The 14,867-nt window shown below is 67.5% G+C and carries 11 protein-coding genes; 4 read left to right on the forward strand and 7 right to left on the reverse strand.

Going from position 1 to position 14,867, the window contains the following annotated elements:
• The first annotated feature begins 29 nt into the window (after positions 1-29).
• On the forward strand, positions 30-491 hold the full coding sequence (locus ACFWO8_RS32450) for a 6,7-dimethyl-8-ribityllumazine synthase (RefSeq protein ID WP_378974010.1): 462 nt from the start codon (positions 30-32) through the stop codon (positions 489-491).
• Position 492: 1 nt separating this feature from the next.
• Here ACFWO8_RS32450 and ACFWO8_RS32455 read toward each other — a convergent pair whose 3' ends face one another.
• Both ACFWO8_RS32455 and ACFWO8_RS32460 read right to left on the reverse strand, forming a co-directional pair.
• Positions 493-1,938 (reverse strand): neutral zinc metallopeptidase, encoded by a 1,446-nt coding sequence (locus ACFWO8_RS32455; RefSeq protein ID WP_378974016.1) that lies wholly within the window; start codon positions 1,936-1,938, stop codon positions 493-495.
• Between the two features lie 77 nt (positions 1,939-2,015).
• The gene (locus ACFWO8_RS32460) at positions 2,016-2,966 is read right to left on the reverse strand and encodes an endonuclease/exonuclease/phosphatase family protein (protein ID WP_378974023.1); all 951 of its coding nucleotides are present in this window, start codon (positions 2,964-2,966) and stop codon (positions 2,016-2,018) included.
• A gap of 76 nt (positions 2,967-3,042) precedes the next feature.
• Between ACFWO8_RS32460 and ACFWO8_RS32465 the strand changes: the two genes are divergently transcribed.
• The gene (locus ACFWO8_RS32465; RefSeq protein ID WP_378974027.1) at positions 3,043-3,324 is read left to right on the forward strand and encodes a hypothetical protein; all 282 of its coding nucleotides are present in this window, start codon (positions 3,043-3,045) and stop codon (positions 3,322-3,324) included.
• On the opposite strand, the gene ACFWO8_RS32470 is transcribed toward ACFWO8_RS32465, so the two are convergent.
• Both ACFWO8_RS32470 and ACFWO8_RS32475 read right to left on the reverse strand, forming a co-directional pair.
• Positions 3,321-5,834, reverse strand: a complete 2,514-nt coding sequence (locus ACFWO8_RS32470; protein ID WP_378974030.1) for a DUF262 domain-containing protein — start codon at positions 5,832-5,834, stop codon at positions 3,321-3,323. The genes ACFWO8_RS32465 and ACFWO8_RS32470 overlap by 4 nt on opposite strands.
• 103 nt (positions 5,835-5,937) lie before the next feature.
• The gene (locus ACFWO8_RS32475) at positions 5,938-6,960 is read right to left on the reverse strand and encodes a hypothetical protein (protein WP_378974033.1); all 1,023 of its coding nucleotides are present in this window, start codon (positions 6,958-6,960) and stop codon (positions 5,938-5,940) included.
• A gap of 222 nt (positions 6,961-7,182) precedes the next feature.
• Between ACFWO8_RS32475 and ACFWO8_RS32480 the strand changes: the two genes are divergently transcribed.
• Positions 7,183-7,386: a cold-shock protein gene (locus tag ACFWO8_RS32480; protein WP_056821080.1), complete on the forward strand. Its 204-nt coding sequence runs from the start codon at positions 7,183-7,185 to the stop codon at positions 7,384-7,386.
• A 69-nt stretch (positions 7,387-7,455) separates the two neighbouring features.
• Here ACFWO8_RS32480 and ACFWO8_RS32485 read toward each other — a convergent pair whose 3' ends face one another.
• From ACFWO8_RS32485 to ACFWO8_RS32495, 3 genes are all read right to left on the reverse strand, one after another.
• On the reverse strand, positions 7,456-10,470 hold the full coding sequence (locus ACFWO8_RS32485; RefSeq protein ID WP_378974044.1) for a bifunctional [glutamine synthetase] adenylyltransferase/[glutamine synthetase]-adenylyl-L-tyrosine phosphorylase: 3,015 nt from the start codon (positions 10,468-10,470) through the stop codon (positions 7,456-7,458).
• Between the two features lie 130 nt (positions 10,471-10,600).
• On the reverse strand, positions 10,601-11,941 hold the full coding sequence (gene glnA / locus ACFWO8_RS32490) for a type I glutamate--ammonia ligase (RefSeq protein ID WP_378974051.1): 1,341 nt from the start codon (positions 11,939-11,941) through the stop codon (positions 10,601-10,603).
• Positions 11,942-12,062: 121 nt separating this feature from the next.
• Entirely contained in the window at positions 12,063-13,652 is a 1,590-nt protein-coding gene (locus tag ACFWO8_RS32495; protein WP_378974055.1) for an alpha/beta hydrolase, read from the reverse strand.
• 141 nt (positions 13,653-13,793) lie between these two features.
• Between ACFWO8_RS32495 and panB the strand changes: the two genes are divergently transcribed.
• Entirely contained in the window at positions 13,794-14,648 is an 855-nt protein-coding gene (gene panB, locus ACFWO8_RS32500) for a 3-methyl-2-oxobutanoate hydroxymethyltransferase (RefSeq protein WP_378974059.1), read from the forward strand.
• The last annotated feature ends 219 nt before the right edge of the window (positions 14,649-14,867 follow it).

The raw sequence follows: 14,867 nt of genomic DNA on the forward strand, positions 1-14,867 counted from the left end.
GGCGGGTGGCACTAGTAGACTAACGACCCATGACCACGTCTTCCGGCGCTGTTGCCTTCATCCGCGCGAGCTGGCACAGCTCCATCGTCACCAAGGCGCACGAGGGCTTCCTCGCCGAATACACCGGCTTCGGGTTCGCCCCCGAGATCGTCGAGGTGTTCGACGTCCCGGGCGCCTTCGAGATCCCGCTGCATGCCCAGCGCCTGGCCCGCACCGGCCGCTACGAGGCGATCGTCGCCGCGGCCCTGGTCGTCGACGGCGGCATCTACCGCCACGACTTCGTCGCTTCCGCGGTGATCGACGGCCTGATGCGGGTGCAGCTCGACACCGATGTGCCGGTGTTCTCGGTAGTGCTCACCCCGCACCACTTCCACGAGCACAGCGAGCACGTGGACTACTACACCAACCACTTCGTGACAAAGGGAGCCGAGGCTGCCCGCGCGGTGGCGAACACCCTCAGCTCCCTGCGGTCACTGCCCGCTTCTCACTGAGTTACTTGAACTGGTTGAGGCAGGCCTGTTCGCCGCTGAGGACGCCGGTGCGGAACGCCTCCAGTCGCTGATACCCGCTCGGCACCACCTTGCCGTTGACGTCGGCGGCCGCGAGGCCGTCGGCGAGCAGGCCGGAGACCGCCTCGTCTAGGTCACCGGCCGACAGGCGCGGATCACTGCTCGGCTCACTGAGTTTCGTGGTGAGCACGCCCGTCAGGCACGCGGTGCGCAGGCCCGCGGAATCGGCACCCGACAGTGACAGCTTGCGATCCTGCTGCACCGCGAGGGCATAGCGGGACACGAAGACCGCCGCGGCGTTGTAATCGCCGGTGACGACCGCCGACAGCGGCTCCTCCTTGGTGCTCGCACCCTCACCGGCACGCTTGGCCATGGCGGGGATGTCGGTGCCGATGGTGTTCGAGCCCGGGCAGTAGGAGACCGGCTCGGTGGTGGTCGTCGACGAGCAGTTGCGGGTGACACCGGCGTAGTCGAACTTCGGCGCGTTCTTCACCGGCATCGACTTGCCCAGCTGGGCGGCCAGGGTGGTCAGCGTCTCCTTGTTCACCGGCAGCTGCTCGTCGCGTTCCCCCTCTTCGAAGGTGACGGGCAGACCGGCGCGACGCTTCTCGATCTCGTCCTCGTTGATGTCCTTGCAGGACTTGGCACCCTGGGTGTAACCCATCTGCACCGCGGTGACCCGTTCGAACGCCGAACCGTGCACGGCGTCGGGATCATTGGGGTCGCGGTCACGCACGGCGACGGTCGCGCCGAGCACGCCGTTGAGCCCGTCGGTGGTGTTGAGCGTGAAGTGCTTCGAATTGCCTTCTGCCACATGGCGAAGGAACACACCGGCCAGGCAGTCGGCCTGCTGTTCCTTGACCAGCGCATCGGTGAGGAACCCGCGCAGCAGGTCGGCCTGGGACTGGATGGCGTGCCCGTATTCGTGGGCCAGCACCATCACCACCGACATCTCCTTGTACTTGTCGACCAGCAGCGGCAGCAGGACGGTGCGGTCCCAGCCGATGGTGTGATCGAGCGGGCAGTAGGCGGCATTGACCAGCTTGTAGGTGCTGCTCTTGCAGAACTGCACCGATTCCGCTTCGCTGGCTCGCGCCGACCACGAGATGACCTTCGAGGCGGGCTTGAAGTTGCCGCGGAAAGTCTTCGAATACTCGGTCTGCCAATACTCTTCGATATCGGCGAGGGCGTTGAGGGCGAGTTTGTCGATCTTGCCGTTGTCGCCGTTCTCCGCCTTCTTGTCTGTGTCGGGCACACCGGGACGCGACCCGCTCGGACCGGTGGACGACGCCGCGCCCGCCACCTCCCACGGGTTGTCCATCATCGGCTGCGCCTGGTCGCTCGCGACTGTTGTCGCGCCGCAACCGGATACGAGCATGCCGATACTCACCAAAGCTGCCATGGTCGCGCCGAACCGATGTCTTCTCATGCGCTGTCCTCCCCGGAAAAAATGACGCGGACGCCTAACGGTCCGCTATCGAGCGCTCACATGGTAAACGACCGCTGTCACAGGTCCATTCGGATCGTTGCCAGCACCGCGCGATGGTCGGAGCCGGGAATGGTGAGGGTACGGATCTGTTCTGCCACCCCACCTGCGACGAGGATGTGATCGATCCCGATCACCGGTCCCCACCGACGGTCCGCCGGGTAGGTGAGCAGGACGCCGTCGCCGGTCTGGTCCGCGGCCGAGGCGAAGGCACCGTCGAGCAGTGCCCGGTAGGCCGAATGGTCGTGTGTCGCATTGAAATCCGCGCCGACGATCGCGGGCGCGCTGGTCGCGGCCAGGATCTCGTCGACCGCGCGCATCTCCGCCGACCAGGCGGCGAAGTCGATGTTCGGCGGGATCGGATGGAACGCGAACACCGGCATCGGGCCACGCTGCGGGTGTTCCATGGTCGCGGAGATATTGCTCATGATGAAGCCGTCGTATTTCTTGGTGTCGCGCAGCGGGTATCGGCTGTAGATGCCGGTGCCGCCACCGCCCGACGCGGCGGGTTCCAGATAGGAGTACGGCAGTCGCTCTTCCAGCCCCGCACCGCGCAAACCGACGATCGAGTCGATGGTCAATTCCTCGACGGTGAGCACGTCGACGTTGTTGTCACGCACCGCACCGACCACCGCGACCGGGTCGGCCTGGCCGAACAGGATATTCGACTGCATCACCACCAGTTCCGGCCCTTCGGCGGCCCTGGCCTCCGGAATGTAGGACGGCACCACCAACCACGCGGCACCGGCCAGCACCAGCACCGCTGCCCCCGAGCTGCGCCATCCTCGCGCGAGGAGCATCAGCACCAGCCCCACGACCGCGCCGAGCATCAACCACATCGCCCCCGACGCCAACAACACCATCGACTTCTGGCGCCAGTCCACGACGTGCAACACGATCCCGACCACCGCCGCGACCACCGCGCCCCACCCCAGGACGAGCAACGCTCGTTCCACCCATTTACGCATCATGCGGCCACCCTAAGTGGCCCCACTTTCTGATCCCTTGTGAGTGTCTTGAAGGTTCTCTGAGGCCTACACTGCCGCCGTGTACATCGAGGAATTCAATGCCGCGGGACCGCTCACCGAGCAGGCGGTCGAGGAGCTGATGACCGTCGCGAACAAATACACCTCGGCGATCACCATGACCGTCGGCGAGCGCACCGTGCAGCTACCGGTACTCCCGGTCTGCTGGGACGAGCTGCCCGTGCGCGCCGGCACCGCGATCACCGTCGAAGCCGATCGCGGTTACCGGCCGGCCGACCCCGAGGACCGCACCGCACTGACCGACTTCGTCACGACCTTCCAGCGTGCGACCGGCACACCCTAGAGCGGCAGACCTGCCTCGATCCAGTTGTAGGCCTGGATCTTTCGGGACTCGGGGTCGTTGACCACCTGGTTGATGAGGTCGTTGACCTGGTCGGCGGACAGCGGGTAGCCGTAGTGTTCGGCCGCGCCCGCCGACGCCCACAGCGAGGCGAACAGACCGGGACCGCCGAGGATGTGGGACAGCGCGGTGGCGACCTCGTCGACCGTCTCGATGACGCCGTGGACGAGGGCGATCGCGATGTCTTCGTCACCGGGCGGCATGCCGGGGGCCAGCGCACCGGATTCGACGGCGCGCTGGGCCAGCCAGGCCCGCGGGACCAGGGGGCTCGGGCCGATGGCGTCGCCGAGGTAGTAGCGCCATTCGCCGGGGTTGCCCTGGTCGAAAGCGTGGATGTAGAAGGTGCGGGTGAGTGCCCACAGCGCGATGTAGCGCAGGGCGAGCTGTTCGGGGCCGAGCAGCGCGTCGGGGCCGTCGGCGCGGTCGCGCTCCAGCTGGTTCCAGGCGAAGCGGAACCAGACCTGTTCGGAGTTGCCGACCCAGGTGGCGGGCAAGCGGTCGGCCAGTGCGGCCAGTTCGCCGGCCGGGCCGTCGACGCCGGTGTCACCCGAGGCCTCCACCCGTAGGTTGTCGACGTAGCCGCGCAGGGCGTCGACGGAGGTGAACACCGCGTAGCCCAGTTGAGCGAAGCGGGTGAGGTCGGCATTGGACGGTTCGAGTACGAGCACCACCGGCATGCCGACGCCCGGTTGCAGGCCCTCAGGCCAAAATGCTTCGGCGACAGCGAGTTCGCGGCCGGTGACCGGGTCGGAGACCTCACTGTCGAGCAGCGGGAAGCCGAAGCCATCGGCGATGAGGTCGTCGACGAGCGCGTTCACCTGGTCCACCGCGGGATCGCCGACGGTCACCCCGGCGACACCCACCGTCAGCAGGGTGGGGCGGTGCAGCTTGCCGGTGCGCAGCTTCTCGAGGAAGGCATCGGCCGAGGCGGAGAGCAGTTTGCGGCGCGCCCGCAGGAACTCGCGATAGTTCTCCACCCGCCACAGCGACGGGTCGGTCGGAATCCACTGTGAGGCGAGCACACCCGGGTTGCGGCGCTCCACCTCGGCGAAGTAGTCGGCGGGCTCGCGCTCACCGAGTTCGGCCTCCGAACCGGGGCTGAGGAAGCAGAAGTTGGCGATCGCGTTGATCTCGTTGCGTTCGTAACCGGCGTCGCGCAGCAGGGTTTTCGGGAACAGGTAGTGCACCTGCACCGGCGTGCGCTCACCGAACTGCTCGATGCCCAGTTCCGAGCCGCTGCCGAGATCGCGCGAACCGTCGACGCGCGTGAGCAGATACAGCAGCGGATAGAACCGGGAGCCGCGGGTGGCGCCGGCGAAATCGTCGGCGCACAGGTCGAGCGAGCCGCCGCGCAGCCGTTCCAGTGAGCCGATCAGCGCGTTGATGCCGCCGCGTTCGAGGGTGTCGTAGTCCTGCTGCAGGAAGGTCTCGGTGGAGCCACTGAACCGACCCCACAGTGCCGAATGCACGTACCAGTACAGCGCCCGGTCGCGGTGCAGATCGTCGTCGAAACGGCCGCCGTTGAGGAACAGCAACCGGGTGATCACCGGAATCGCGTAGCGCCCCATCAGAACCCGGTCGTGATCGAGACCGAGTCTGCCCGCCACGGTGTCGAGGAAGGTGTCGACCTGTCTGGTGGTGTCCACCAGCGCCTGTTCGAATTCCGCGGGCGCCAGATCGCCGAGCGCGTCGAAGTGCGCGCGCCCGTTGCCGACCGCGATCACGTTGCGCAGCAACCAGTCCAGGGTGAAGGTGTAGCCGTCCTTGTCCCAGCGGATCAGGTGGTCGCGCAGGTTGCCCCTGGCCTGCGGCCACTGCGCGCACAGGGTGGCCAGCGCGAGGTCACCCTTGGAGAGTTTGGTGCCGCCGGAGTTGACCCGGTTGAAGATGTCGACCACCTCGTCGACCGTGCGATCGGACCCGGTGATGGTCTCGACATTGAACTCGCGGTTGGTGACCTCGCGAACCTTGTTCAGCCGATCGAGATAGAGGGCAAGGGTTTCCGGCGACTCGTCCGGGAACCTGGACAGGTAGTGCATCGGGCCCTGAGCGAACAGCTCGGTGATGTCGATCCAGGCGGGCGCGGTATCGCGACCGGGCACCTGGAATTCGAAAAGCTCACGCTCGACATCGAAATGCAGGCCGGTGAACGCGATCTCGTCGCCCTCGAAGAACGACGGCGCCGTCCCGCGCACGATTCCGTACAGGGTGGTGATGCGCTGCTGCCCGTCGAGCAGCAACTGCCGCAGCCCCGAGCCCGTCGTCGACCCGCGCACCGCGATCTCCTCGGACCCGGTCTCCCACACCAGCAACCCACCGACCGGATACCCGAGGTACAGCGACCGCATGAGTCCACGTACCTGGTCGCGGTTCCACACGTAACCACGCTGGAACTCGGGCAGTAGCACAGCACCGGAGTCGATCTGGTCGAGCAGGGTGGACAGACGTGTCACGGCAGCCTTTCGATCGAGATCCGGTGGCGGACAAGCGCCCCATCGTTGCACGGATCGTACCGACACATCCCGACATGCCAGCGGCCGAACGGAACTGGTGCGCTCAGCCCGTCCCGGACACAGCGGCCCGGAAGGCGTCCGAGGCATAGAACGGAGCCAGCCTGCGGCGTAGCACGGTGTCGAGATAACCACGCTCGTCGAGTGTTTCGAGGACCGGCGGGCCGAAACGCAGCGCCTCTTCGATCATGTCCGCGCGCCCGACGCCCAGCTCAGCCAGCAATTCGGCAAGGGGGGTGTCGCCGTATTTGTCGAAGACGTGGTCGACGCCCTCGTCGAGCAGGGCATGGAAGTAATCGGTATCGCGGAAGGTGCGCCAGAATTCGAAGACGAGCACAACGATGTCTTCGACATCGTTGGCCGAGACCAGATCACGGTACGAGCCGACCGCGTCGCCGGTGTGCTTGCGCCAGGTCTCGCGGGCACTGTCGAGTAGTACCTCGTCGGCATCACTGCTGTTGCCGCGCAACACGAATCGCGCGCCGGTGCGGGTGAGTCTGCCGACGCCGCTCTCGATCGCGGGCATCGCGGGTTCGGCCAACCGCGACAGCGCGCCGCGCAGCGTTCGGGCCAGCCCGCCCCCGTCGGGGTGCAAGCCGTCGTCGACCGCGGTGACCACCGCGCGCTGGACCGCCTCGACGCACGCGTCGACGGTCACCGGGCTGTTGAGCACCAGCCGCACCAGGCGGTGGGTGAGGTCCAGATCGGCGACGGCGTCGACCAGCTCGTCGAAGCGGCGGTTGTCGACGAGCTCGCCGACCTCGATCTCGTCGTTGGCGCGATGGTTGTACAGCCGGGTGGCGATCTCACCGACGAGTTCGGGAATCGCCCCTTCGACCGGAACCTGCACGGCGAACTTGTGCGCGACCGCCTTGATCTGCTCGCGGGTCACGGCGTCGGCGAGGGTCAGCACCGCGGCTTCGTCGAGCGCGCCGTCGACCTCCTCGGTGACGAACTCGAGGAATCCGGCAGGCTCGCGCAACTGCTGCTTGGTGAACGCCACATGCGCGTCGAGCACTCGCATGGCCAGGTCGACGTGCCCGCCGCGCCCCTCGTTCATCTCACCCATACCGCCCACAGTGACACAGTCCGCGACGCGATGTGAAAAGGGAGCGCAGGCGGGGTTGCCCGCCGACGCGACACGCCGGTTTCCCCTGACAGACTCCGCCCAGACTGCGATGCGACAAACTGCTAGGCGCGGTTTGCTGGCGAGTATGGCATACTGGGTTGCTGAGACTGGGCTGATCGCAAGTGATCGCCATGGCTCACCTACGGAAAAGACTTTTAAAACATGACTCAAGGCACCGTCAAGTGGTTCAACGGCGAAAAGGGCTTCGGCTTCATCGCCCAAGACGGAGGCGGCCCCGACGTCTTCGTTCACTACTCGGCTATCGGCGGCTCGGGCTTCAAGTCCCTCGAAGAGGGACAGCGGGTGGAGTTCGAGGTCGGCCAGGGCCAGAAGGGCCCGCAGGCCCAGGACGTCCGCGCCATCTGATTTCGGCGTGAACTGAAAATGCCCCGCACCTGTGGTGCGGGGTTTTTTCATGTCCGCGCTGTCATGTCCTCACTCGCCGCCGAACACGCGCTCGACGACCGCCTTCGCGCGACGGGTGATGCGCATATACGTATCAAGGAATTCGCTGCCGTCGTCGTTGGGCCAGCCCGCTACCCGGGCGACCGCCGACAGCAGTTGGCCGGGGCCGGGGAGTTGGTCGGTCGGTTTTCCCTTGACCAGGACAAGGGCGTTGCGGGCGGCGGTGGCGGTGATCCACGATTCACGCAGCAGCGCGACATCCTCGGGTTCGAGGATGCCTTCGGCCTCGATCACGTCGAGTGCCTGCAGCGTTGAGGTGTTGTGCAGCGCGGGAACCTCGTGCGCGTGGCGCAACTGCAGCAGCTGGACGGTCCATTCGATGTCGGCCAGACCGCCGCGCCCCAGTTTGGTGTGGGTGGACGGGTTGGCGCCGCGCGGGAGGCGTTCGGCGTCGACGCGTGCCTTGATGCGGCGGATCTCGCGGACCGATTCCTCCGAGACCCCACCGGTCGGGTAGCGGATCGGGTCGATGACGTGCAGGAAGCGCACGCCGAGATCCTGGTCGCCTGCCACCTGGTGTGCGCGCAGCAGCGCCTGCACCTCCCATGGCTGGGCCCATTGCGCGTAGTAGGCCTGATAAGCGGCCAGCGTGCGAACCAGCGGCCCGCTACGGCCCTCGGGGCGCAGGCCCGCGTCCACCTGCAACGGCGGGTCCACACTCGGTGCGCCGAGCAGTCGCTGGACCTGCTCGGCGATCCCGTTCGCCCACTTCACGGCGGTGGCCTCGTCCTCGCCGGGGCGCGGATCGCAGACGAACAGCACGTCGGCGTCGGAGCCGTAGCCCAGTTCCATGCCGCCGAGCCTGCCCATGCCGATCACCGCGAAGTCGGCGGGCGCCGGTCCACCGCGTTCGGCCTCCGAGGCGCGGATGACCGCGCTCAATGCCGCCTCGAGCACCGCGACCCAGACCGACGAGAGCGCCGCGCACACCTGCGGGACGTCGAGCATGCCGAGCACGTCGGCCGAGGCGACCCGGGCGAGTTCGTGGCGGCGCAGTGAACGTGCCGCCGCGACAGCGCGTTTCGGATCGCCATAGCGGGCGGCCGCGGTCTGCATGCCGCGGGCGACGTCTTCGGGGTTGGTACTGAGCAGCTGCGGGCCACCGGGTCCGTCGGCGTACATGCGGATGGTGTCGGGCGCGTTGATCAGCAGGTCGGGCAGGTACTCCGAGGAGCCGAGCACGATCATCAGGCGCTGGGCGACGGCGCCCTCGTCACGCAGTTCACGCAGGAACCAGATCTGGTCGTCGAGGCCCTCCGACACCCGCCGGTACGCGAGCAGGCCCGCGTCGGGATTCGGTGTGTCACCGAGCCATTCGAGCAGCGTCGGCAGCAGCAGTGCCTGGATGCGGCCCTTGCGCGAGACGCCACCGGTGAGTGCTTTGAGGTGGCCGAGCGCATTGGCCGGTGCGCCGTAGCCGAGGGCGGCGAGCTGGCGGACGGCGGCGTCGGGGCTCAGGCGCAGCGCGTCGGAGTCCATCCGGGCGACCGCGTCCAACAGCGGGCGGTAGAACAGCTTCGCGTGCAGGCGCCGCACCCGCACGGCGTTGCGGCGGATGTCGGTGTCGAGCACGCCGACGGCGTCCTGGCGGCCGTCGGGACGGATGTGGGCGGCGCGAGCCAGCCAGCGCATGCCCTCCTCGTCGTCGGCGGCGGGCAGGGTGTGGGTGCGCTTGAGCCGCTGCAATTGCAGGCGGTGTTCGAGCAGGCGCAGGAATTCGTAGGAGGCGGTGAGGTTGGCGGCGTCCTCGCGGCCGACATAGCCGCGCGCTGCGAGGGCGGAGAGCGCCTCGACGGTGTTGGTGACATGCAGCGCGTCGTCGACCCGGCCGTGCACCAATTGCAGGAGCTGCACCGCGAATTCGACATCGCGCAGGCTGCCCGCACCGAGCTTGAGTTCGCGTTCGCGCAGGTCGGCGGGGACCAGGTCCTCGACCCGGCGGCGCATGGCCTGGACGTCGGCCACGAAGTCGGGGCGTTCCGAGGCGGTCCAGACCATCGGCATCAGCGCGTCGCGGTATTGCTTTCCGAGTTCCAGATCGCCGGTCATCGGCCGGTTCTTCAACAGCGCCTGGAACTCCCAGGTGCGCGCCCACCGCTTGTAATAGGCGAGGTGGGAGTCGAGGGTACGCACCAAGGCGCCCGCTTTGCCTTCGGGGCGCAGTGCGGCGTCTACCTCGAAGAAGGCCGCGCTGGCGACGCTCATCATCTCCGCGGCCAGCCGGGTCGCGGTCGCGTCGGCGGGTTCGGCGACGAACACCACGTCGACATCGCTGACGTAATTCAGTTCTCGCGCACCACATTTGCCCATCGCGATCACCGCGAGGCGCACCGGCACCGGGCCGTTCTTGCACACCCTGGCCACCGCGACCGCCAGGGCCGCGGTGAGCGCGGCATCGGCCAGATCCGACAGGTGTTTGCCGACCACCAGATACGGCGGGACCGGTTCGTTCTCGACCGTGGAGGCGAGGTCGACCGCGGCCAGCAGCATCAGCTGATCGCGATACCTGCTGCGCAGCAACGCGACTGCCTCTGGACCGGCGACATCGGCGCGGAACAGCATCGGCCCGGCGTTGGGTCCGGTCTCCGGTGCCGCGTCGACGGCGTCGAGCAGATCGGCGATCAGCTCGGCACGGCGGGGAAGTTCGTTCTGGCGCAGCACTTTCCACGAGGCCGGGACAGCCACGAGATGGTCACCGAACGCCGTCGACGACCCCAGCAAGCCGAACAGCCTGCCGCGCAACGTGGTATCGGAACGGATCGCCGAATCCAGTTCGGGCCAATCGTCTTCGAGAGATTCGCGCAGCCGCACGAGCGTGCACAAGGCGAGATCGGCATCAGGCGAACGCGACAGTGCCCAGAGCACGGGCACCCCGTCGACGTTGTCCCAGCCGAGCTGGCGCAGTGAAGCTGCCGCTGCCGGTTCGAGTAAACCGAGCCGGCCGACGCCGGGAACAGCGGAGCGGGCAGTCGGAGGCCGGACCATAGCTGCAATCCTAGCGGCTGGCGCCGCGGGTTTTCGGCCTGGAAGCCTCGATCTTCCCTCCCGGCGGGCACTCCTTCGTCGCACCCTCTGGTCAGTCCAGATCAAGGCGGCCGAAAACCGCCAGGATCGCTTAGAGACTCAGGTATTCCTTCAGTTCCCAGGGGGTGACCTGCGAGCGGTAGTCGGCCCATTCGCGGCGCTTGTTGCGCAGGAAGAAGTCGAAGACATGTTCGCCGAGGGTTTCGGCGACCAGCTCCGAGCGCTCCATCGCCTGTAGGGCCTCGTCGAGGGTGCCGGGCAGGGTGCGGAAGCCCATGGCGCGGCGCTCGGCGTCGGTCAGCGACCACACGTCGTCTTCGGCCTCGGGCGGCAGGTTGTAGCCCTTTTCGATGCCGCGCAGACCGGCGGCCAGCAGCACCGCGAAGGTCAGGTACGGGTTGCAGGCCGAGTCTGGGCTGCGGATCTCGACGCGACGCGAGGACGACTTGTTCGGGGTGTACATCGGCACCCGCACCAGCGCCGACCGGTTGGACCGGCCCCAGGACGCCGCGGTCGGAGCTTCGCCGCCGTGGATCAGGCGCTTGTAGGAGTTGACCCACTGGTTGGTGATCGCGCTGATCTCGGGGGCGTGCTCGAGGATGCCCGCGATGAACGAGCGCGCGGTGCCGGAGAGGTTGTTCGGATCGTCGGGATCGGCGAAGGCGTTGTTCTCACCCTCGAACAGGCTCATGTGGGTGTGCATGGCCGAGCCGGGGTACTGCGAGAACGGCTTGGGCATGAACGTCGCGCGCACGCCCTCGTCGATCGCGACCTCTTTGATCAGGTAGCGGAAGGTCATCACGTTGTCGGCCATCGAGAGCGCGTCGGCGTAGCGCAGGTCGATCTCCTGCTGGCCGGGGGCGCCCTCGTGGTGGCTGAACTCGACCGAGATGCCCATCGATTCGAGCGAGTCGATGGCGTGGCGGCGGAAGTTCGGTGCCGAATCGTGCACGGCCTGGTCGAAGAAGCCGCCATTGTCGGCGGGGGTGGGCTCGTAGCCGTCCTTGAGCTGGTTCTTCAGCAGGAAGAACTCGATTTCGGGGTGCACGTAGCAGCTGAAGCCCGCGTCGGCGGCCTTGTTCAGCTGACGGCGCAGGACGTGGCGCGGGTCGGCCCAGGACGGCGAACCGTCGGGCATGGTGATGTCGCAGAACATCCGCGCCGAGTGCTGGTGGCCCTTGGAACTGGCCCAGGGCAGCACCTGGAAGGTCGACGGATCGGGCCGGGCGACCATGTCCGCCTCGGACACGCGCGCGAAGCCTTCGATGGCCGAACCGTCGAAGCCGATGCCCTCCTCGAAGGCGCCTTCGAGCTCGGCGGGCGCGATGGCCACGGACTTGAGGTAGCCCAGCACATCGGTGAACCAGAGACGGACGAAACGGATATCCCGCTCTTCGAGCGTCCGCAGCACGAATTCCTTCTGGCGATCCATACCGGCGAGCGTAAGCACCCGGCGTTAAATCCGTGTTACATACGCAGACGGGTTTGCGATCACGTCACATCGTTCGCACATCTCACCGGCCACAACGGGGCGCGGAGAGGAGATGTGGCTCTCAGCATGTGAGACCGGGAGCGGGCGTGGCGAGATCGACGAGGTAGTTGATCACCGCGGCATCGAGGCACTGATCGCCCGCGACGAGAGCGGCGGTGTGCCGATTGCCACGGAAAGTGATCAGGTCGGCGCCGAGCTGTGCAGCCAGGTCGACACCGGCCTGATACGGCGTGGCCGGGTCGTCGGTGGTGGAGACAACGACAGTGGGCGGTAGTCCAGGGGCCGAGACACGATGCGGGGTGCTGGTGTTGGGCACCGGCCAGGCGGCGCACAGTTCCAGCGGGGCGGCGCCGGTGCCCTTGCCGTCGTCGAGGAACGGGGCCGCCTTGCGGTATTCGGAGTCCTGACGACCGGTCACCGCGGGATCGGTGATGCGCGGATCGTCGACGCAGCGGATCGCGTTGAAGGCGTCCTGGGTGTTGGCGTAGGTGCCGTCTTGGCGGCGACCGTCGTACATATCGGCCAGTTGCAGCAGGGTGTCGCCGTTTCCGCCGCGCAGTTCCGACAGGCCCTGGGTGAGGATCTGCCACAGGTCGTCGCTGTAGAGGGCCTGCTGGACGCCGGTGATCGCGTCGTTGTAGCTGAGGCCGCGCGGGTCGGCGGTCGACGCCGGGGTCTTCTCCAGTGGGCCGACCAGCTCGCGGAAGCGGGCCACGGCCTGGGCTGGGTCGGTGCCGAGCGGGCAGTCGGCGTTCTTCGCGCAGTCGGTGGCGTAGGCGTTGAACACACCTTGGAAGCCCGCTGCTTGACGCAACGACTCCTGGACCGGGTCCTGGGAGGAGTCGACGGCTCCGTCGAGGACGAGAGCGCGCACGTTCTGCGGGTATTTCTCCGCGTACGCCGAGCCGAGGCGGGTGCCGTAGGAGTAGCCGAGGTAGCTCAGCTTCGCGTCACCCAGGACCGCCCGCATGACATCCATATCCTGGATCACCTCGCGAGTGCCGACATGTCCGAGCAGGTCGACACCCGAGCGCTGGGCGCAGCGGTCGGCGTATTCGCGGTTGTCGGCCTCGGCCTCGGCGATGCCGGCCGGGGTGTTGTCGGTGGGCACCTCCGCGCGTTCGGCGTCGGCCTGCTGCGGGGTCAGGCAGACGATCGCGGGCAGCGAGGAGCCGACACCGCGCGGATCGAACCCGACCCGATCGAACTTCTCCGCCAGTTCGGTGCGGTTGCCGACGGTGATCATCGACAGGCCGGAGACACCGGGTCCACCCGGGTTCATCAGCAGCGAGCCGACCTTCTCACCGGTGGCCGGGATCCGCGAGAGCGCGATCTGGGCGGTCGGGCCGTCCGGGCGCGCGTAATCGATCGGCACGGTGATCCGCGCGCATTCGGTTTTGGGCGGCAGCCGGTCCTCCGGGCTGCCATAGCCCTCGCACGAACCCCAGCCGATCTGCTGGTCGTAGAAGGTGCTCAGGCCCGGCGGTGGCGGGGGCAGTTCAGCGCGCGGTGCGCTCTCCTCACCGATGCCGCAGCCGGTGACGATCAACGCAGAGACAGCGCCGAGGAGCACGACGAGCCGGCCTCGCTGCACAGTTGGCCCACCTTTCCGCGCCCTGCGGCGCACACCTGCGCCCGAATGGGCTCGCATCACGGTAGCCGAATCGACGATGTGACCGATCACACCTGCGCCGGGCCTTAAACCCGCGCGGGCGCAGGTGGCACACTGGGATCGTCAGAAACGCCCGGGGACCCGGTATGGGCCTCGAGGAACCAGACGAAAGGGACGATGATGTCCGTATCCGATGAGCAGAGTCCTGCCTACGGTGCCACTCCCGCCGAAGCCAAACCACGCCGCAAGACCCGCGTCCAGCATCTACAGCAGATGAAGGTCGACGGCGAGCGCTGGTCGATGCTGACGGCCTATGACTACTCGTCCGCCCGACTGTTCGAGGAAGCCGGTATCCCCGTGCTCCTGGTCGGCGATTCCGCCGCCAATGTCGTCTACGGCTACGACACCACCGTGCCGATCACCATCGACGAACTCATCCCGCTCGTGCGCGGTGTCGTTCGCGGCGCACCGCACGCGCTGGTGGTCGCCGATCTGCCGTTCGGGACCTACGAGTCCTCGCCGCAGCAGGCCCTCGCGACCGCCATCCGCTTCATGAAGGAGGGCGGCGCGCACGCGGTGAAGCTCGAGGGCGGCGAACGTGTCGCCGAGCAGATCGCGCTGATCACCTCCGCGGGCATCCCCGTGATGGCCCACATCGGGTTCACCCCGCAGAGCGTGAACACCCTCGGTGGTTTCCGGGTCCAGGGCCGCGGCGACGGTGCCGATCAGCTGGTCGCCGACGCGATCGCCGTGCAGGAAGCCGGTGCGTTCTCGGTGGTCATGGAAATGGTCCCCGCCGACATCGCGGGCCAGGTGACCCGCAAGCTGACCATCCCCACCGTCGGCATCGGCGCCGGTGCCGACTGCGACGCCCAGGTGCTGGTCTGGCAGGACATGGCCGGCTACACCAGCGGCAAGACCGCCAAGTTCGTCAAACGCTTCGGCAACGTCGGCGACGAGCTCCGCACCGCCGCAGCCACTTACGCCGCCGAAGTCCGCCAGGGCACCTTCCCAGGCCCCGAACACAGCTTCTAATAGGGCGAAACCCACACCCCAGAAGTCCCTACCGCACTACCAGCCACACCACACACCCCAGAAAGTCCCTACCGCACTACCAGCCACACCGCCCACCCCAAGACCGCCATGACCGCACTCCCCACCCCGCACCCGCGACCCCTGGGGAGCGGCGGCCACGAAGTGGCCGGTCCGCGGCCGGGTCGCCGATCAGGGCTCGAAAGCGCTACGCCGAAGGCG

This window comes from Nocardia sp. NPDC058480 (genome assembly GCF_042720495.1).
Lineage (GTDB): Bacteria > Actinomycetota > Actinomycetes > Mycobacteriales > Mycobacteriaceae > Nocardia.